Source organism: Pseudomonas defluvii, from assembly GCF_001695625.1.
In the GTDB taxonomy this organism is placed as follows: domain Bacteria; phylum Pseudomonadota; class Gammaproteobacteria; order Pseudomonadales; family Pseudomonadaceae; genus Aquipseudomonas; species Aquipseudomonas defluvii.
This window is the reverse complement of sequence record NZ_MBPN01000018.1, coordinates 1-18,558: the sequence shown is the minus strand read 5'-3', so window position 1 is coordinate 18,558 and position 18,558 is coordinate 1. Positions and strand designations below refer to the sequence as shown.

General features: G+C 60.9%; 17 protein-coding genes. 5 read left to right on the top strand and 12 right to left on the bottom strand.

The features are described 5' to 3' along the window. Positions 1-53: 53 nt before the first annotated feature. Both waaA and EKA13_RS07305 read right to left on the bottom strand, forming a co-directional pair. Entirely contained in the window at positions 54-1,322 is a 1,269-nt protein-coding gene (gene waaA / locus EKA13_RS07310; protein WP_065758727.1) for a lipid IV(A) 3-deoxy-D-manno-octulosonic acid transferase, read from the bottom strand. A gap of 14 nt (positions 1,323-1,336) precedes the next feature. Beyond that, complete coding sequence (locus EKA13_RS07305; RefSeq protein ID WP_065758726.1) at positions 1,337-2,227, bottom strand: LysR family transcriptional regulator; 891 nt, start codon at positions 2,225-2,227, stop codon at positions 1,337-1,339. A gap of 88 nt (positions 2,228-2,315) precedes the next feature. Here EKA13_RS07305 and EKA13_RS07300 point away from each other — a divergent pair, with 88 nt between their 5' ends. From EKA13_RS07300 to EKA13_RS07285, 4 genes are all read left to right on the top strand, one after another. Further along, the gene (locus tag EKA13_RS07300; protein ID WP_065758725.1) at positions 2,316-2,648 is read left to right on the top strand and encodes a DMT family transporter; all 333 of its coding nucleotides are present in this window, start codon (positions 2,316-2,318) and stop codon (positions 2,646-2,648) included. A 68-nt stretch (positions 2,649-2,716) separates the two neighbouring features. Beyond that, entirely contained in the window at positions 2,717-3,892 is a 1,176-nt protein-coding gene (locus EKA13_RS07295; RefSeq protein WP_065758724.1) for an NAD(P)/FAD-dependent oxidoreductase, read from the top strand. Continuing rightward, complete coding sequence (locus EKA13_RS07290) at positions 3,889-4,701, top strand: aldo/keto reductase (protein ID WP_065758723.1); 813 nt, start codon at positions 3,889-3,891, stop codon at positions 4,699-4,701. The genes EKA13_RS07295 and EKA13_RS07290 overlap by 4 nt, the downstream gene beginning before the upstream one ends. A 40-nt stretch (positions 4,702-4,741) precedes the next feature. Continuing rightward, a complete protein-coding gene (locus EKA13_RS07285; RefSeq protein WP_065758722.1) occupies positions 4,742-5,704 on the top strand; it encodes a metal ABC transporter ATPase in 963 nt (320 codons plus the stop codon). A 15-nt stretch (positions 5,705-5,719) separates the two neighbouring features. Here the strand turns inward: EKA13_RS07285 and hldE are convergent, their stop codons facing one another. The 3 genes from hldE to EKA13_RS07270 form a co-directional block, all read right to left on the bottom strand. Further along, positions 5,720-7,141, bottom strand: coding sequence for a bifunctional D-glycero-beta-D-manno-heptose-7-phosphate kinase/D-glycero-beta-D-manno-heptose 1-phosphate adenylyltransferase HldE (gene hldE, locus EKA13_RS07280; RefSeq protein ID WP_065758721.1), 1,422 nt, complete (start codon positions 7,139-7,141; stop codon positions 5,720-5,722). 133 nt (positions 7,142-7,274) lie between these two features. Then, positions 7,275-9,083: a lipid A export permease/ATP-binding protein MsbA gene (msbA, locus tag EKA13_RS07275; RefSeq protein ID WP_065758720.1), complete on the bottom strand. Its 1,809-nt coding sequence runs from the start codon at positions 9,081-9,083 to the stop codon at positions 7,275-7,277. Between the two features lie 8 nt (positions 9,084-9,091). Beyond that, positions 9,092-9,298: a hypothetical protein gene (locus EKA13_RS07270; protein WP_065758719.1), complete on the bottom strand. Its 207-nt coding sequence runs from the start codon at positions 9,296-9,298 to the stop codon at positions 9,092-9,094. Here EKA13_RS07270 and EKA13_RS07265 point away from each other — a divergent pair. Beyond that, complete coding sequence (locus EKA13_RS07265) at positions 9,297-9,902, top strand: lipopolysaccharide kinase InaA family protein (RefSeq protein ID WP_065758718.1); 606 nt, start codon at positions 9,297-9,299, stop codon at positions 9,900-9,902. The two genes, EKA13_RS07270 and EKA13_RS07265, sit on opposite strands and share 2 nt — an antisense overlap. Here EKA13_RS07265 and EKA13_RS07260 read toward each other — a convergent pair. From EKA13_RS07260 to EKA13_RS07230, 7 genes are all read right to left on the bottom strand, one after another. Beyond that, positions 9,888-11,003 carry a glycosyltransferase gene (locus tag EKA13_RS07260; RefSeq protein ID WP_065758717.1) on the bottom strand — a complete coding sequence of 372 codons (1,116 nt, stop codon included), beginning with the start codon at positions 11,001-11,003 and terminating at the stop codon, positions 9,888-9,890. The genes EKA13_RS07265 and EKA13_RS07260 overlap by 15 nt on opposite strands. A gap of 323 nt (positions 11,004-11,326) precedes the next feature. Further along, the gene (locus EKA13_RS07255; protein WP_065758716.1) at positions 11,327-12,283 is read right to left on the bottom strand and encodes a glycosyltransferase family protein; all 957 of its coding nucleotides are present in this window, start codon (positions 12,281-12,283) and stop codon (positions 11,327-11,329) included. Between the two features lie 48 nt (positions 12,284-12,331). After that, positions 12,332-13,741 (bottom strand): PIG-L deacetylase family protein, encoded by a 1,410-nt coding sequence (locus EKA13_RS07250; RefSeq protein ID WP_065758715.1) that lies wholly within the window; start codon positions 13,739-13,741, stop codon positions 12,332-12,334. Then, entirely contained in the window at positions 13,738-14,634 is an 897-nt protein-coding gene (locus EKA13_RS07245) for an antimicrobial resistance protein Mig-14 (RefSeq protein ID WP_065758714.1), read from the bottom strand. The genes EKA13_RS07250 and EKA13_RS07245 overlap by 4 nt, the downstream gene beginning before the upstream one ends. Next, positions 14,634-15,764, bottom strand: a complete 1,131-nt coding sequence (locus EKA13_RS07240) for a glycosyltransferase (protein ID WP_065758713.1) — start codon at positions 15,762-15,764, stop codon at positions 14,634-14,636. The genes EKA13_RS07245 and EKA13_RS07240 overlap by 1 nt, the downstream gene beginning before the upstream one ends. After that, complete coding sequence (locus EKA13_RS07235; protein ID WP_065758712.1) at positions 15,748-17,505, bottom strand: carbamoyltransferase family protein; 1,758 nt, start codon at positions 17,503-17,505, stop codon at positions 15,748-15,750. Before EKA13_RS07235 ends, EKA13_RS07240 begins: the two co-directional genes overlap by 17 nt. 111 nt (positions 17,506-17,616) lie before the next feature. Beyond that, positions 17,617-18,453 carry a 23S rRNA (adenine(2030)-N(6))-methyltransferase RlmJ gene (locus EKA13_RS07230; RefSeq protein ID WP_065758711.1) on the bottom strand — a complete coding sequence of 279 codons (837 nt, stop codon included), beginning with the start codon at positions 18,451-18,453 and terminating at the stop codon, positions 17,617-17,619. Positions 18,454-18,558: the final 105 nt, after the last annotated feature.

The following is an 18,558-nucleotide window of genomic DNA, read 5'->3' as shown; positions in this document are numbered from 1 at the left end:
GGCAAGCCGCACACGGGACCGCAATGGACCGTGCTGGCGTGCCGGTGACACCCTCAGAACAACCGCGCCAACCCGTCCAGCAAGCGCTGCAATGCCCCCTGGTTGGCGCGCATCACTGACAACCCGGCATCACCCATGCGCCGAGCGTCGATTGGCAATTCAATCAAGCGGCGCACCTGTGCAGCCAGGCCTTGCGCGTCGTCCACTTCCTGCAAAGCCCCCGCTTCACGCAACATCGCTGCGATTTCCAGAAAGTTGAACAGGTGCGGCCCACTGAGCACCGGCTTGGACAAGGCCGCCGGTTCCAGGACGTTATGCCCACCATTGGCGACCAGGCTACCGCCGACGAAGGCAATGTCTGCCAACGCATACAGGAACAGCAACTCGCCCATGGTGTCACCGAGCAGTACCTGGGTTTGCTCAGTGACCGCTTCGCCACTGGAGCGGCGCTGTGTCACACACTGCTGCTGACAGAGTTCGAACACAGCGTTGAATCGCTCAGGGTGACGCGGCACGAGAATCAGCAAGGCGTCGGCGTGGTGTTCCAGCAGTTGCCGGTGCGCCTGCAGAATGATCGCGTCTTCGCCCTCATGGGTACTCGCCGCGATCCATACTGGGCGCCGATCCGCTTGCCACTGGGCACGTAACTGACCGGCACGGACCAACAGCTGAGGATCGATGCTCAGGTCGAACTTGATCGACCCGGTAACCTCAACACATTCGGGACGGGCGCCCAACTGACGGAAACGCTCGGCCTCGGCCTCGGTCTGAACTGCAATCAGGCTCATCTGCGCCAACATCGGCTGGGTCAGCCTGGCAAATCGCCCGTAGCCACGCGCAGAGCGCTCAGACAACCGGGCATTGGCCAAAGCCACCGGTATACCTCGTTTGGCGCACTGGTTGATGTGGTTGGGCCAGAGCTCGGTTTCCATGATCACCGCCAGCCGCGGCTGTACGTGATCCAGAAAACGTGCCGCCGCCCAGGGCAGATCGTACGGCAGGTAGCAGTGCTGAACGCGCGGCTCATCGGCAAACATAGCCCTGACCCGCTCGGAGCCGGTCGGGGTCATGCACGTGATGGTGATGGGCAGCTGTGGATAACGTTTGAGCAAGGCCCGCACCATCGGCGCCGCAGCAATACTTTCGCCCACCGACACGGCATGCACCCAGATGCCGCCGGTCTGCATCGGTGCAAGGCCCTTGGCAAAGCGCTCGCCGATACGTTTCGCATAGGCTGGCGCCTTGCGCGAGCGCAGGTACAGGCGCAGCGCGACCAGCGGCAGGCCCAGGTGAAACAACAGGGTATAAAGGGTTCTGTTCATGGCGCCGCAGTGTACTAGCCAATGGCGCGCAAGTGCAGTGCGAAGCGTTCAGCCAACCACTGTGCGGCCGGCCCCAGGGGCTCATCCCGCCGCCATGCCAGTTCCACCACCAATGCTGGCGGCGTCCATTCGCTGGCCAACTCGACCATCTGCGTCTGGTAAGTCGGGTACTGCACCACATGCCGGGGCAACCAGGCCCATCCCAGACCTCGCATCAGCAGCTCGGCGATGGCGTAGAAACTGTCTGCACGCCAGATCTGCGGGCTGATCGGCTCACCACCGGGGTAGCCGCTCTCCTGAGGGGTAATCAACAACTGACGGTGCTGCGCCAATTGCTGCCGACTGACCCACGGCAGTTGCGCCAACGGGTGATGGATCGCACACACCGTGACCATCTCGACGCTGCCCAACGCCCGACGTTCCAGCGCGGCAGGCATATGGTCATGATGGAACAGCAACCCGAGGTCTGCCCGACGCTCAACCAACTTGCGCGCCACATCCCCCTGTGCCCCGCTGGCCAACTGCACTTCAAGCAGCGGAAAACGCTGGGCCAGTTCATCCAGGCTGTCAATCACCGGCTGATAAGGCATGGCCTCATCCTGGGCCACACGCAATTGCGCCTCCTGCCCGCGCATCAGCGCCAGGGCCCGGCCATCCAGGCGCTCGCATTGGCGCAACAGTTCGCGGGCGTCCTCCAGCAACGCCGCGCCTGCTTCGGTCAGGCGCGGTTGGCGGCCGCTACTGCGCTCGAACAGGACGACCCCCAGGTCCTCTTCCAACAAGGCAATGCCACTGCTGATCGCCGACTGCGCCTTGCGCTGCTCACGGGCAACAGCGGAAAACGAGCGCAACTCCGCCACCCGCACGAACAGCCGCACCTGCTCCAGACTCCACTGCTCGCTCATCGCAACCTATCTCCAATCCAGATAGCCAATGACTTTACCGCATTCGGCCATCCTCTAGAATGCCCACCAACTACAGAGGACACCCACCATGAACGCCTACACCTACCTCGCTATTGCCATCTTCGCGGAAGTCATTGCCACCGCCTCCATGAAAGCTGTCAAAGGCCTGAGCACACCACTGCCCCTACTGCTGATGGTCTGTGGGTATGCCGTGGCGTTCTGGATGCTGACCCTGGTCGTGCGCAGCATTCCGGTGGGCATCGCGTATGCGATCTGGTCAGGGCTGGGTATCGTCCTGATCAGCATCGCCGCATTGCTCCTCTATGGCCAAAAGCTCGATACCCCCGCCATCCTGGGCATGGCGATGATTGTCGGCGGCGTGGTGGTGATTCAGGTGTTCTCAAAAACCGCCGGGCATTGATGCCAGGCAGGGTGCAAACCGCCACAGGCTGTATACTGCGCTCCTGTCCCAGCTTGTGAGGTTTGTACATGCCATCGGTTATTTCTACCGACGTCCTGATTGTCGGCGCAGGGGTCGCAGGCCTCTGGCTCAATGCGCGCCTGCGTCGTCAGGGCTATTCGACGGTTCTGGTAGAGCGCGACAGCCTCGGTGGCGGGCAAACCCTGAAATCCCAGGGGATCATCCATGGCGGCGCCAAGTACGCCCTGCACGGCGCCCTGACCGGTGCCTCGGAAGCCATTGCCGACATGCCTCGGCGCTGGCGCGAAGCCCTGGCCGGTAGCGGCGAACTGGACCTGTCCGGCGTGCGCCTGCTGTCAGAAGCGCACTACCTGTGGTCCCCGGGTACCCTGGCGGGCAATCTCACCAGTTTCTTTGCCAGCAAGGCCGTGCGCGGCCGGGTCGATCAGGTCAAGGGCGAGCAGCTGCCACCTGCCCTGCAGGATCGCGCCTTCAAAGGCAAAGTCTATCGCCTGGCCGAACTGGTCATTGATGTCCCCAGCCTGCTCGATCGCCTGGCAACCCTGGCCGGTGACAGCCTGCTCGCCGGTGAGCGGATCGAGCCGCTGCGTGAAGGCGATGAACTGGTCGGCCTGCGGGTCGATGGCCGCGAGATCCGTGCGCAGCGCGTGGTGCTGAGCGCGGGCGCCGGCAACGCCGAACTGCTCACGGCACTTGGCCTTAGCCAGCCGGCCATGCAAACACGCCCCCTGCACATGGTGCTGGCCAAAGGGCCAAGCCTGAAACCCCTCTATGCCCATTGCCTCGGTGGCGGCCCCAAACCACGCGTCACCGTCACCACCCACCCGGCGGCCGATGGCCAGTGGGTGTGGTACCTGGGCGGCGACCTTGCAGAAGCAGACGGCGTTGCACGCGAACCGGATGCACAGGTCGCGGCAGCGAAGAAGGAAGTGGCCAGCCTGCTACCCTGGGTCGATCTCAGTCAGGTGCGCTGGGCAACCCTGCGGGTTGATCGGGCAGAGCCGGCACAATCAGGACTGGTACGCCCAGACAACGCCTTCCTCGCCGAGCAGCAGCGCTTGCTGGTCGGCTGGCCAACCAAACTGGCACTGGCCCCCGACTTCGCCGATCGCGTAATGGCCAGCCTGACGCGCGACGGCATTACGCCAGGGGCCTGTAGCACACTGCCGGAACTGCCAAAGCCGCCCATTGCACCACCTGTCTGGGAGCAGTTGCTGCCATGAACCAAGCCACCCTGCATGACCTGCACCGCCCGCTGGGCAGCCTGGGCCTGATGGTCTCGCCACTGGGCCTAGGCACCGTCAAACTGGGCCGCGACCAAGGCGTGAAATACCCCAACGGCTTCACGATCCCGGATGACCGTGAAGCCCGTCAGTTGCTCGACCAGGCCCGCGACCTGGGCATCAACCTGATCGACACTGCGCCCGCCTATGGCCGCAGCGAAGAACGCCTTGGCCCGTTGCTGCGTGGCCAGCGACATGAATGGGTGATCGTCAGCAAAGTGGGCGAAGAGTTCGACAACGGCCTTTCGAGCTTCAACTTCAGCGCGGCCCATACCCGCCTCTCGGTCGAGCGCAGCCTGACGCGCCTGGAAACCGACTGTATCGACCTGGTACTGGTGCACTCTGACGGCAACGATCTGCGTATCCTTGAGCAGGAAGGCGTTTACGAAGCCCTCGCGCAGCTCAAGCAGGAAGGCAAGATTCGCGGCTTTGGCCTCTCCGGAAAAACCGTCGCCGGTGGTTTGAAGGCTCTGGAACAAGGCGATTGCGCCATGGTCACCTACAATCTCAACGAGCAGGGCGAACGACCGGTACTGGACTATGCCGCCGCGCACGGTAAAGCCATTCTGGTGAAGAAGGCACTGGCCAGCGGCCATGTCTGCCTGCACGCGGACGAAGATCCCGTGCGTGCCAGCTTTGAGCTACTGTTTGCCCATCCCGGCGTTAGCAGTGCTATTGTCGGCACCATCAACCCCGTACACCTGGCCCATAACGTGGCCACCGTTGCCCAGGTATTAAGCAAGCGCTGAGCCGCCGTCGCGGCCGACCCCAACGCAAGAAGGAGCCGACATGCCGCGAACGCTGATCCGCAAGAACCCCAGCAACTTCAAGACACTGCCGCTCCATGTCGAAGCCAGCCCGGAAGGGCTGAGCTACCAGAGCATCGGCAAACCGCTGAATTTTGCCCAGACCCTGCAGCGGCGCAAACCCATCCAGTTGGGCGATCACCAACACTTCGTGGCCGAGCTGGCCAACCTCGGGGTGTCGGTGCGACTGACGCTGCAATGGCAGAACCGCGACTATTGGGTACTGGTGCGCCAGCGCCGCCAGGACCGGGGCGATGTCGTGCTCAAGCTGATCTCCGGTTATGTCCCCGCTCAGGAACTGAACCTGCCGCTGCACACTGCGATACAGGAAGTGGCCGAGGAATGCCTGCTGGAGACGCCCGAGGGGTGGCTGAGTGGACGCTTCAACGAAACCTGGTTACCGGCGCCCTATGCTGAAGCCCTGCACTACCGTGACACCCTGCCCTTTGTCGTGACGCCACTTTCAGGTGCCGCACAGCCCGTACACTGCGCCAACCTGCAACTGTTGGAACGGCCACGGGCCTATGTGCATCTACCCACGGCGTCGCTACAACTGGTCTATGACCTGCGCCTTCAGGTACCCAAGGAAGCGAGGTCGCTGAGCCTGTTCCACGTCGACGAACGCCTAGAAGGTGACCAACTGGTCGCTCGGCTGAATCGCAGCCGGCCCGACCTTTACCTGATGCCACTCGAAGACGGGCGACCGCTGGCTGAGCTCTACACGCTGAAGAAGGATCGTCTGAACCCGGCCAGCACCCGCGGCGTGTATCTGGCTGAGAGTTTTGCCCGGCAGGACGGCTGGGTCGTCAAGGAAGAGCGTATTCGCTGGAAGGACTGGCTCAGGCAGGAAGGCCTGAGCCCGGCCCGCAGCGAGTCCGGGCTGAGTCGCCTGACGGGCAAGGCCAGGCAACTGCTGCAGATGGCCCGTGGCAGCCTGCACAAGTAGCGCAGGCTGTTCGGGTCAGTTTTTGCGGATCTTCTCGACGATCGCTGTGGTCGAGCTGTTTTCCACCAGCCCCAACACCTTCACGGTTCCGCCATAGGCTCTGACGATCTCGGCGCCGACCACCTGGTCAATACCATAGTCGCCACCTTTGACCAGCACGTCCGGCTTGAGCTGGCTGAGCAGGTTCTCCGGGGTCGCTTCAGGGAAGCTGATGACCCAGTCGACAGCACCCAGGCCTGCCAGCACCGCCATCCGCCGGTCCACGCTGTTGATCGGGCGACCTGGCCCTTTCAGGCGGCTGACCGATGCATCATCGTTTACCGCCACGATCAGTCGATCACCCTGGGCACGCGCCTGCTCCAGGTAGGTCACGTGGCCCGCGTGCAGGATGTCGAAACAGCCGTTGGTGAACACGATTTTCTCGTTGTGCGCCCGGGCATCATCGATGGCCAGCAGCAACTGCTCCAAGCCCAACACGCCGCGTTCGGAACCTTCCTCGCGCTGAATGGCGCGGCGCAGCTCCGGTGCACTGATGGCTGCAGTACCGAGCTTGCCCACCACGATACTGGCGGCCAGGTTAGCCAGGCCCACTGCCTGCGGAAGTGCTTCTCCGGCCGCGATGGCCGCCGCCAGGGTGGAAATGACCGTATCGCCAGCACCGGTGACGTCGAAGACTTCACGCGCACGCGCAGGCAAGTGCAAGGCCGGTTGCTCTGGACGCAGCAGGGTCATGCCATGCTCGCCACGAGTCACCAGCAACGCACCCAATTCAAGTTCGCGCATCAACTGACTGCCCTTGGCGACCAACTCGGTCTCGTCAGCGCAACGTCCAACGATGGCCTCGAACTCGCTCAGGTTAGGCGTGATCAGGCTGGCACCACGGTAGATGGAGAAATCCTTGCCCTTGGGATCAGCCAACACCGGAATACCTTTGGCACGGGCGGCCTGGATCAGGCTTTGATGGTTCTTCAAGGCACCCTTGCCGTAGTCCGACAACACCAGCACCTTGACGCCGTCCAGCAAGGCATCGACTTCGGCACCGAGCGACAACGGGTCGGTGGCAAAAGGTTCTTCAAAGTCGATACGCAGCAACTGCTGGTGACGACTCATCACCCGCAATTTGACGATGGTCGGCTGATGGGCAATACGCTGGAAGATCGAACGGACACCGGCCGCCTTCAGGCTATTGGTCAAGCTGTCGGCCGCTTCGTCCTGGCCGGTAACGCCGATCAGCAACGCCGGCGCACCCAGCGCAGCAATGTTCAAGGCAACGTTCGCTGCACCGCCCGGGCGGTCCTCGATCTGTTCGACCTTGACCACCGGCACCGGGGCCTCAGGCGAAATACGTGAGGTGCCGCCATGCCAGTAGCGGTCGAGCATGACATCGCCGACCACCAATACCGGGGCTTGATCGAAACGCGGCATGGACAACTTCATGGGTAACCCATATACAAAATGAACAGGGGCGGAATATTAGCACAGGCGAAACAGAGGCTTGATTGCCGCTGTACACGCGGGCGCTCACACGCCGATTGGCAGCCGGGGCACAGCAGGCCCCGGCATTCATGCATCAAGTGATGTCGGCCTTGCTTGGCTCGTCCAGCCCCATCGCATGCAGGCGGGCGTAATAGCCGTTCTCCGCGATCAACTGGCTGTGTGTACCGCGCTCGACGATACGTCCCTGATCCATCACGAGAATCAGGTTGGCCTTTTCGATGGTCGACAGTCGGTGGGCGATCACCAGGGTCGTTCGGCCTTTCATGACCTGATCCAGCGCAGCCTGAATGTGCCGCTCCGACTCGGTATCCAGCGCCGAGGTTGCCTCGTCAAGAATCAACAGCGGGGCATTTTTGAGCAATGCCCGAGCAATTGCCAGGCGCTGACGCTGGCCACCGGACAACAGCACGCCGTTCTCACCAACCTCGGTGTCGAAACCATGCGGCAACTGCTCGATGAAGTCCTTGGCATAGGCGTCGGCAGCCGCTGCTTCGATCTGCTCACGCGGTGCTCCGGCCAGGTCGCCATAGGCGATGTTGTTGGCCACAGTATCGTTGAACAAGGTGACGTGCTGGGTGACCTGGGCAATGTGCCGACGCAGGTTACGCAGGCGATACTCCTCGATTTCCACGCCGTCCAGCAGGATCTGGCCCTGCTCGTGGTTGTAGAACCGCGGAAGCAGGCTGGCGAGGGTCGACTTGCCGCTGCCGGAACGCCCCACCAGTGCGATCATCTGACCGGGCTCGGCACTGAAACTGATGTCATTGAGCACCTGACGCTCGGTGCCCGGGTAGGTAAAGCTCAGGTTGCGCACTTCAAGGCGACCGCTGACGCGCTCACGCTCCACCGTCCCAGTGTCACACTCGGGCTCAACATCCAACTGCTCGAAAATACTCTCGGCCCCGGCCACACCCTTCTGGATGGTCGAGCTGACTTCCGACAACTGGCGAATCGGCTTGGGCAACAAGCCCGCGGCAGTAATGTAAGCCACCAGATCACCGGCAGAAGCATCTCCGCGCAAGAACAGCACCAGGAACATCAGCACGGCCATGGCCGAATAGATCACCAATTGCAGCATTGGTGTATAGATCGCACCAGTCTTGGTCATCCGCAGCTGTTTGTTGGTGTTGCTCTGACTGGCGTTGGCAAACCGCTCCTGCTCATAGCGTTCACCCCCAAAACTGCGCACCACGCGATAGCCTTGAATGGTTTCCGAAGCGACATGGGTCACATCCCCCATGGCCACCTGGATTTTCTTGCTCTGCTTGCGGAATTTCTTGCTGGCGGTACCGACCATGACTGCAATAAGCGGCAGGATCGCCAGCATGACCAGCGTCAGCTTCCAGTTCATCCACAACAGGTAGATGAACAGGAAAACAACGGTCAGGCCTTCGCGAATCACCACCTTGATCGCATCGGTCGCCGCCCCCGTGACCATGGTCACGTTGAAGGTAATCCGCGAGATCAGATGGCCGGAGTTGTGGCTGTCGAAGTAGCGATTGGGCAGAACCAGCAGATTGTTGAACAGCTCAACCCGCAGGTCATGCACCAGGCCAAGGGAAACCTTGGCCAGAAAGTAGTTACCCAGGAAGGAGCCGAGCCCCTGCCACGCGGCAATGGCCACGATCAGCAAGGGCACCGCCTGGAGCAACTGCATGTCGCGCAGGTACGGCACATTGGGGAACAACACCGCTTCGGGGTTGCTCAAGCCGTCGACGAAGTATTTGAGAATGCCCGCCAGCATCGGCTGGGTCGAGGCAAAGATCACAAAGCCAACAATGCTCAGCAGGAAAATGCCTATATAAGGCTTCACATAGCTCAGCAGCCGAAAGTAAATTTTCAGACTGGAGCCCTGCTCCGCCTCTCGCGGTGTTTCAGCCATCTTCGAGCTCACTGTTCTGGTAGAACGGAAAATTTTATCACAGCCGACGTGATGGGCATGCCATCACAGGAACTCGGCTCACCGTAAAGAGCAATCACAGGCTCATGATGCCCGCACTGCCAATGAATCAAAGCATCCTGCCATGGTGCATTCCTGAAGTTTTCGGCATTATGGCCTGTCATTTGGCGTGCCATTTTCAACAAGGCCTCAACCATGCAATGCTCCCGACTCACTCAGGCCGACCTCGAACAGCTGATACTCGGCGCCCAGATCCTGGAGGCCGATAGCTTTGGCGCGAAAGTCTACCTGCTCGAGAACGGTAATATTCTTAAACTCTTCAGGCGCAAGCGTTTTTTCTCTTCGGCGCTGCTGCGACCCTACTCCCGTCGCTTCATCGACAATGCCCTACGCCTGGAAGCATTTGGCATCCCCACACTGCATGTACTAGCCCATTACCGACTCGACGAACCCGGCAAGACTGCAGTGCTGTACCGCCCGCTGCCCGGCAAGACCTTGCGCCAAATCAGCCAACAGCCCGGCTTCAGCTGGCAGAAAACGCTGCCGGAAATGGTGTCGCTGATTCGCAAGCTGCACCACTGCGGGATCTATTTTCGCTCACTGCACCTGGGCAATATCGTCGTGACACCCGACAGTCACCTGGGGCTCATCGACGTAGCGGACATGAAATTTCTCCGGGCACCCTTGCCTGAACGCATGATCAAACGCAACGTGCAGCATTTTGCCCGTTACCTGTCTCGCGAGCAGCTCAGCGAAGCGTTTCCACTCGTTGAGCTGGAACATGCGTTACTGGCCCGCTGAAGCAGACACCGGAGCCAGCAGATCGCGGGAGGTCTGGCTGAACGTTTGCCAGGCCTGCACGGGTGCCAAGGCTCGGTACTGGGCACTCGCTACCTCGACGGCAGGTAGCGCAGCACAGCGCTCGATGGCCTGCGCCCATGCCTGGGTATCACCCACGGGCGCGTAGCATCCATCCTCGCCCAGTTGCTCGCGGAAAACGGCCAGATCGCTGCATAGCACCGGCACACCGGCCAGAACAGCCTCCTGCAGCACCAGGCCCAGCCCTTCCGAATAGGAGGGAATCAACACCCAGTCGAAAGCGCGATAGAGCTGATCACAGCCAGAAAAGTGCCCCGGCAGAATGACCTTCCCGAGCAGCCCGAGTCGCTCGACACGCGCTTCAAGATTCACGCGCTCAGCACCCTCACCAAGAATAAACAAACGCAGATCGGGGTGCGCCCTGGATGCCTGGGCAAAGGCATCGATCAGATAATCGAAACCCTTGCTAGCGACCAGGCGCCCGACAGCGCCCATTACCCTGACCCCGTCCGTACTCACCCCCAGTGTCTGCCGAGCCTGTTCACGTGCGAACAGTGCGGCTTCAAAGCACGAGGGCTCAAGCGCGCTGCGCAACACGGTCACCGGCAAGCCTGTCGTGCCTTGCAGTGCATCGGCAAGCGTGCGAGAAACGGCAACCAACGTCAGCTGAGAGGTAGGGAGGGACTTGAGCAACGAGACATCAGCCGTACTCAGACGTGTCTCGCCATGAAAAAGGACGGCAACCCGGACACTGGGCAAGCTGCGCAGGACCGGGAGCAACAAGCGCGCTACACCCACACCGTCGAGCAGCACCGCACCGGCATCAGCCTCCAGCAAGGCCTTGCGAAAACGCGCGCGCAACCAAGGGCCAAGCAGTTTCCAGACGTGCCGCCCCTTGATCAAGCGCGAGGACAGGTTCCATTCCAGGCTTGGCGATCCAGCACTTTCGGGCAAGGCACGGCCTTGCAGCAACCAGTTGATGACTGAAGTTCCGGGCGCCGCCAGCGAAAGAATCTGCTGATGGACCTTGTGCACTGAAACAAAAGGCGAGCCACCAGCCCACATGATGTTGATCACGTTCATGAGGCAGCACACTCTGCTTCACGCCATACGAAAATGACACAGGCGAACGCATCCACTGAAAAAGCCAATGTCATCTCCATTGATAAAATCCATTCCAAACTTTACTGCACAATCCGAACAGCGCGCATGAACACGACGAATACATGACGCCAAAAAGGCAGGATATTGCCACAAACCGAGCGCCTGATGCGGAGCAGTTCTGCCCTTCGCCGCCTGCACCTGGCTAACCCCACAAGCGCAAAAGGCTCAGGTTGAAGTAATCGAAGACGTTACGCCGGCATGCCTGCTGAAACCAGGGCATACCGGCACATTGCCTGGGCCACTCAGAAACCCAGGCTTAGCCGTAGGCGCTGCCAACCGGTCAACGCCGGGCGAGGCCGAAGAGGCGGTTGCAACTGCTCGACAATGCTGCGTCCGACCTGAGCAAAACTGAAGCGCGAAACCGCAAGATCACGGCCGTTGACAGCAATACGCTGCGCCAGCGCAGGATCTGCACGCAGGATGTTCAACTTTTCCTGCAACTGGGGAATGCTGCCATACAGCACGACGTTGTGCATATCCTGCAAACCCAGCGCACGGTTTTCGGCATCGCCCTGATCGTAAGCGAGCAGTACGCAGCCACACGCCATGGCTTCGAAGTTCTTGATCATGTACTCGCCCATGCCAACATCAGCGCTTACAAAAAAACGAATCCGGTTAAGCGTATCGCAGTACTCTTCACCCGATTTTGTTCGGGTAACGACCAGATTTTCGACCTGAGCCAGTTCATCGAGCAAGGCTTTGCGACCGCTGTAGGCAACGCTGTTGGTGCTGCCAACGAATGCCAACTCGATGTCCCGCTCACGCCCCTGATCAGCCAGCAACTGCTGGTCATACCCCTTGGGCACGAACACTGCATCAAACCCTTCCTGCCGCAGACGCTCGCTGACCATGAAGCCGGAGCTGATCACGCGCGCCCAAGGCAGCTTGCGATAATGCTTGCTGAAAGCACCGGTGTACTTGCAGGGAATGTAATTCTGGTAAGCATCGTGCTCGAGGATGACCAGGTTGGGAACCGTACGAATGAAACCGACCTGCCGTATCTCCTGCTTGAAGCGCAGGAAGAAGATGATCCGGTCATACTGGCTGACGTCGATTTCACGGCGAAAGTACGCACGTAGATTGCGCTGATCGGCGCTGGTCAACCAACGCAGGTCGCACTCGCAATGCGCAGCAACCCCTTCGTACAAGCGATCCAGAATGGCCCGCTGTTCCTTCTGCACCAGAAATAGAACTTTCATTGTCTTCCTTACGGCGCATGCGCTACCGCTATCAATCACGCCCTGGACCTACAGATCCCGGCGCCAGAACAATTCATGTCGACGCACTGCTTTACGGAAAAACTCATTCTCACCGTAGGGCGACGCTTTGCGGCCTGCCAGCCAGCGCTGCAACAGGCGTCGCAGGCGCCGCTTGAACGGGGGAGCAGGCTGCAGGTCATGCATCATGCCCAGCGCCATGGCCTTGTCACGCTGTGCATTCAGGTCAAGCACCAGGCTATGCGGAGTCCAGCCTTGGCCAGCCTCCATTTGCGGTGGCAACGCCACGCCTGCACCGCTGTCGCCCATCGGCCAACGATCGTTGTCATGCAGGTGGTTGGCGTAGCACAACAGGGTTTCAGGCTGCCATTCAAGGCCTTGCAAGGCTTCAAGCACCGCCGCCTGAGCGCACACGTGATCGGGGTGAGGGTCGAGTGTAGGGTGCGGCATCACCAGCACCTGTGGACGCGCCAGCACAATCAGCGCTCGCAAGTCAGCCAGCAGGTTGTTCCAGGTCGGAGCACCATCGTGATCGCCTGGCAAGGCAAGACTATTGAACTGCCGGAACAGCCGCGTGTCGGCCATCTCGGCTTCCCGAGAAGCCATTGGCTGATCCGGTGCGGCTTGCATGGCGGGCAACTGCAGGCAGAAGTACCCCAGCTGTACGCACTGCGCCTGCGGTACACCCGCCCAGCGTGGCACCGCAATACTGTCCCAGGCACGCAGACGCCCCTTGAGGCGTGCAGCCTCGGCACGCTCAAGGCCCATCTGCTGGTAATGCTCTGCCTCGATCTCACCCGCCGTCAGTGTCACGATCCAGGACTCTGCGGCCTTGCTGTAAAGGCCATAGGCGGCCAGCTCGGCATCATCGGCATGAGGCGCAATGACCATCACCCGCCGCGGGTACAGGTCACCGCTGCGCACAACCCACAGTTGCGATGCTTCCAGCACCCGACAATGCCGGCCACGCAGGCGCAGATTACCTGCCATTACAGCCGTCGCCTGGCCCGTCAGGTTGAGGTAGCGCACGCCTCGCACACCGCGCTCGAACATCTGCAGGTCCGGGACGTCACCGCCCAGCACCTCGACGGCAGGGTCGAAGAAACGCCCTAGCCAGGTACATTTCAGGCGGACCTGAAGAATCAATGTTTCGTCACCCGTTACTGGCAATGGCTGAGTCACGCGCAGGCCCTGGCCGGCCAGTGACACCGCAACCGGCTCACAGCCTTCAGGGAAGGTGTACTGGTAATCCTCGGCTGGCGAATAGAACAAGTGGTCGGCGAACCACGCTTCGTGAGCCACCCACAGCAGCGGCAACAGCACCAGTGGCAACCACCAGTGAACGCCGACACCCACGCCGAGCAGCACGAGCAGGCCGAGCAGCAAGCCCAGGCGCTTGTTGCGCCGATGGCGCTTGAGCAACTGTTGCTTGCGGCTCACACCTGAAACACCGGAACGGGGTTGCACCATCGGTCCTTGTACTCGCGATCGGAACGACCGAAAGAAAACCGCAACGGCTTGTTCCGCGCACGGGCGTCTTCCCAGGCGCTCTGTGTGTTGAGGAAGCTCAATACGCTGCCAGGGCTGAACGCCTTGGTTTCGGGATCGACACCGCCATTGACGTACTCAACGCTGATCCATTCCGGCGCTTCAACCCGATACACCAATTGAATGGCGATGGGGGCACCGTCAAGAAACAACACCGAACCGATCAACAGCTCACGCAAGCGCTCAAGCACTTCGGCCATACGCTCGGCACCGGTGGCCGGGAACGTCCATCGGCGCTGGAACAGGTCGCAGTACATGGCCGCCAGCTCCGCACTGCTGAAGTCGGTCACAGGACGAACCTGCCCACCCGCCTCTTCCAGCAGACGCAACTCGCGGCGCTGGTTGTAACGGAATTTCTTCGACAGGTCTTCCGGGGTCCTGGCCATGGCCAAGGACTCCACTTGCGGTTTGAGGTTGGCGAAACGGCCCTGATTCAACTCGGAGAGGTAACGCCCGGCATGCCGCAGCGGCGCCTGAGCATCGGCCGCAGCAGGCAGAATCAACTCGGCGTTACCCAAGTCGAACAAGCCTTTCTTGCCCGCACGCTTGAGCACGTCCTTAGACAGCGCCAGGTAACGCCCCCAGGTTGGAATCACCGCCTTCAGTTCACCCTGTGCCTCCCAGGCCAGGTAACGCACCGGGATCTCGGCCAGGTCAGCCAATTGCGCGACCACCAACGGGTGAGTGGCAACGCTGCCACCAAAACGCTGCCAGGCCTGTTCATAGGCAGCAGCATCTACTTCGTGCCAGCCACGTTCGCGCCAGCCTTTGATTCGATTGAGCATCAAGCCTCCGCAGCCAATGCGCTGACGGCTGGCAGCTGCCAGAAGGACTCACGTACGGCAACATCGGAAAAACGTTCACGCAGACGCTGCAGCATGCGCTCGGCGCAGGCCTGGCGTTGCGACTCATCCAAGCCGGCCAGGTGCTGCAGCCCTTGAGCAAGGCGCTCGGCATCACCCAGTGGGAACAGAATACCGACCCCCTCGACGACCTCCTTTGCCCCACCACAAGCTGTCGCCAACAGCGGCAAGCCAGCAACCATGGCCTCCAGCAGAACCATCCCGAACGGCTCGTGATCGGAGCTCAGGGCAAAAGCATCGAATGCGCGGAAATAGCGACGACCGTCTGCTACCTGGCCCAGGAAATCGACCTGTCCGGCGATTCCCAGTTCGGCAGCCAGCGCCTTGAGGCTTTCGTCCAAGCGCCCCTTGCCCATGATCGCCAGACGAGCACCGGCCGGCAGCCCCGGCAGCGCCTTGGCAAAGCCGCGCAGCAGCGTGGCCTGGTCCTTGTCCGGGTGCAGGCGACCGACGTTGGCGACGATCCAGGCCTGCGGGTCCAACCCCAGGGCCTGACGCGCTTCGGCAGCAGGCAACAAGCTCGCCTGCAGCGCCTCGATGTCGACACGGTTGTAAAGGGTCTGGATACGCTGCTCCGGCCACTTGGGCAAACAGTGGCGCATGTCGTCGCGCACTGCATCAGAGACGCCGAGCAGGCTCAGGCGTCGACGGAACAGGTTGGCAAACAACTGCCGGCTGCCACGCTTGTAATCGCTGAATGCGTGATGCACACCGATCACCGGCACATTCGTCGCCAGCAAGGCCACATAGATCGGCTTGAAACGGTGGGCAATGCAGAAGCTGAAACGGCGGCTGGAAGCGATCCGGCGCAATGCGCGAATCGCCCCCAGCTTCAGGCCGCGAATGGCCTTCGAGCTGAATTCCATGAACAGCACTTCGTCAGACGCACAGCCAGCAGCCACCTGTGGATCGGCAGCACCGGTCAGGAAAACCGTGGTAACCCGGTAACCCGTGCCCGCAAACAGGCTGGCATACTGACGGGCACAGTCCAGGAACGGCCCGTCATAACCATGACAGAACTGCAGGACATGCCGCTCAGCCGATGGTGTCATAACTGTCCGCACCGTCCTTGACCACCAGAATGTCTTCCATGATCAGGTATTGCAGGTCGGAGCCGAAGAACATGTTCAAGGCGTCGGTCGGCGAGCAGATCATCGGTTCGCCACGACGGTTGAGCGAGGTGTTCAGCGACACACCGTTACCCGTCAGGTCCTCCAGCGCTTTCATCATGTCGTAGTAACGCGGGTTGTACTCACGCTTGAGTACTTGTGCCCGCGAAGTGCCGTCTTCATGGACAACTTCCGGCACGCGGGTTTTCCACTCTTCCGCCACTTCAAAGGTGAAGGTCATGAATGGCGCCGGGTGATCGACCTTGATCATCTGCGGGCCGACCGTGTCGAGCATCGACGGGCAGAATGGCCTCCAGCGCTCGCGGAACTTGATCTGCTCGTTAATCCGGTTAGCCACGCCCGGCACGCTCGGGCAGCCGATGATCGAACGACCACCCAGGGCTCGTGGCCCAAACTCCATGCGGCCCTGGAACCAGGCCACCGGATTGCCGTCGACCATGATCTTGGCGATGCGCTGCGGCATGTCGTCGATCTTGCGCCATTTTGGCTGGCTCGGATGACGGGCACAGGCGGCGATCACGTCCTCGTTGGAGTACGCAGGGCCGAGGTAGACGTGCTCCATCTTCTCGACCGGAACGCCACGGGCGTGCGACACATAGGCCGCCGCACCGACAGCGGTACCGGCGTCACCGGAAGCCGGTTGAACGAACAGCTCCTTCAGGTCCGGACGGGCGATGATCTTCTGGTTCAGCTTGACGTTCAGCGCACAACCACCGGCAAACGCCAGCTTGCCGGTTTCCTTGAGGATGTCGCCCAGGTAATGGTCGATCATCTGCAACGCCAGTTTTTCGAACAGCGCCTGCATGCTGGCCGCATAGTGGATGTACGGCTCGTCGGCGATATCGCCTTCACGCTTCGGCCCCAGCCACTCGATCAGTTTTGGCGAGAAGTAGAAGCCCTTGCCCTTCTCTTTATGGCGGCGCAGGCCGATGACGTTGGCGTATTCGGTGTTGATTTCCAGCTCGCCATTCTCAAAGCTGGCCAGGCGCGAGAAGTCATACTTGCTGGCATCGCCATACGGCGCCATGCCCATGACCTTGAACTCGCCATCGAGCATTTCGAAACCGAGGAACTCGGTGATCGCACCGTAAAGGCCACCGAGGGAGTCCGGATCGAAGAACTCCTTGATCTTGTGAATCTTGCCGTTTTCGCCATAGCCGAAGAACGTGGTGGCGTACTCGCCCTTACCGTCGATCCCGAGGATCGCAGTCTTCTCCTTGAAGCCAGAGCAGTGGTAAGCGCTGGAAGCGTGAGCCAGGTGGTGCTCGACCGGCTCGATCTTGATCTTCTTCGGATCAAAGCCCAGTTGCTCCAGGCACCAGACGATTTTCTTGCGGTAACGCTTGTAGCGGCGGTTGCCCATCAGAATCGCGTCAAGGGCACGATCAGGGGCATACCAGTAACGCTTGGCGTAGTGCCAGCGAGCCTTGCCGAACAGGCTGATCGGGGCAAACGGAATCGCGACGACATCGACGTCGGACGGTTTGATCCCGGCCTGCTCCAGGCAGAACTTCGCCGATTCGTAGGGCATGCGGTTCTTTGCATGTTTATCGCGCACGAAGCGCTCTTCTTCAGCGGCAGCAATCAGTTTGCCGTCGATATACAGGGCCGCGGAAGGATCATGGCTAAGGGCGCCGGACAGGCCAAGAATCGTCAATGCCAAGGGTCTAGCCTCTTCAAACTTTTAAAATGTGCCCCTGCGCGTGTGGCAAGCGGCAGCCAAAGAGCGGGATTATAACGTAAAGCAGCGCGCAACCCAGCACTGCGCGCCGACTCATTCAGCGATCAACCAGTCCATACGCCAGCTGCCTTGTGTCTGACCGAGTACTTGCGCAAGCCATGGCAGCAGCTCGCGCAACTCCTCTTCCAGCCCCCATGGCGGATTGGCAATGGCCAGGCCGGAACCGTTCAGGCTTTGCGGGGTATCCAAGGGATGCACCAGCAATTCAACCCGCAGCAGTTTCGGCGCCCCTGTACTGGTCAGGTCCTGATAAAAGCGCGTCAGTTGACGCTCTTCCTTGATCGGGTACCAGATCGCCGCGACGGTCTGTCGCATACGGCCGATGGCCTCTTTCATGGCCTGACTGCATCGCTTGAGCTCATCGAGTTGCTCAAAAGGCGGGTCGATCAGCATCACCGCACGCTTCTCCTGAACGGGCAGCAAGGCACGCGGCACGTGCCAGCCTTCGCCAAGGTGCACTGCAACGCGTCGATCACCTTTCATGTTCTCTTTGAGCAGACGACCGTCTTCCGGGTGTTTCTCATTGAGCAGCACGCGATCCTGATCACGCACCAGACGCCGCGCCAGCTCAGGCGAACCTGGGTAATAGCGCAGTTCGCCATCCCGGTTCATGCGTTTGAGGATGCGCAGGTAATCGGCAGCCAACTCGGGCAGGTCGTCACGCCCCCACAGGCGCCCGATACCCTCAAGGTACTCGCCAGTGCGTGTCGCCTGATCGCCCTGCAAGTCATACAAGCCAAGGCCGGCGTGGGTATCGATGTAGGCGAACGGCTGCTCCTTGCGCGACATCAGCGCAATGAGGCGGGTCAACACAAGGTGTTTGAAGACGTCGGCATGGTTGCCGGCGTGGAAGGCGTGACGATAGTTCATGGCAACTCCTGCAAGGCCGACAAGTTTACCCTGTCGCAGGGGCCAGGCAAAACGACAACGGCCCGACCTCTGGAAGAGATCGGGCCGTTGTCAGGCACAGACCAG

Excerpts from the sequence above, each read along its gene's own strand:
- waaA (WP_065758727.1), bottom strand. The coding sequence starts at position 1,322 with ATGAACAGAACCCTTTATACCCTGTTGTTTCACCTGGGCCTGCCGCTG.
- EKA13_RS07305 (WP_065758726.1), bottom strand. The coding sequence starts at position 2,227 with ATGAGCGAGCAGTGGAGTCTGGAGCAGGTGCGGCTGTTCGTGCGGGTG.
- EKA13_RS07300 (WP_065758725.1), top strand. The coding sequence starts at position 2,316 with ATGAACGCCTACACCTACCTCGCTATTGCCATCTTCGCGGAAGTCATT.
- EKA13_RS07295 (WP_065758724.1), top strand. The coding sequence starts at position 2,717 with ATGCCATCGGTTATTTCTACCGACGTCCTGATTGTCGGCGCAGGGGTC.
- EKA13_RS07290 (WP_065758723.1), top strand. The coding sequence starts at position 3,889 with ATGAACCAAGCCACCCTGCATGACCTGCACCGCCCGCTGGGCAGCCTG.
- EKA13_RS07285 (WP_065758722.1), top strand. The coding sequence starts at position 4,742 with ATGCCGCGAACGCTGATCCGCAAGAACCCCAGCAACTTCAAGACACTG.
- hldE (WP_065758721.1), bottom strand. The coding sequence starts at position 7,141 with ATGAAGTTGTCCATGCCGCGTTTCGATCAAGCCCCGGTATTGGTGGTC.
- msbA (WP_065758720.1), bottom strand. The coding sequence starts at position 9,083 with ATGGCTGAAACACCGCGAGAGGCGGAGCAGGGCTCCAGTCTGAAAATT.
- EKA13_RS07265 (WP_065758718.1), top strand. The coding sequence starts at position 9,297 with ATGCAATGCTCCCGACTCACTCAGGCCGACCTCGAACAGCTGATACTC.
- EKA13_RS07270 (WP_065758719.1), bottom strand. The coding sequence starts at position 9,298 with ATGGTTGAGGCCTTGTTGAAAATGGCACGCCAAATGACAGGCCATAAT.
- EKA13_RS07260 (WP_065758717.1), bottom strand. The coding sequence starts at position 11,003 with ATGAACGTGATCAACATCATGTGGGCTGGTGGCTCGCCTTTTGTTTCA.
- EKA13_RS07255 (WP_065758716.1), bottom strand. The coding sequence starts at position 12,283 with ATGAAAGTTCTATTTCTGGTGCAGAAGGAACAGCGGGCCATTCTGGAT.
- EKA13_RS07245 (WP_065758714.1), bottom strand. The coding sequence starts at position 14,634 with ATGCTCAATCGAATCAAAGGCTGGCGCGAACGTGGCTGGCACGAAGTA.
- EKA13_RS07240 (WP_065758713.1), bottom strand. The coding sequence starts at position 15,764 with ATGACACCATCGGCTGAGCGGCATGTCCTGCAGTTCTGTCATGGTTAT.
- EKA13_RS07230 (WP_065758711.1), bottom strand. The coding sequence starts at position 18,453 with ATGAACTATCGTCACGCCTTCCACGCCGGCAACCATGCCGACGTCTTC.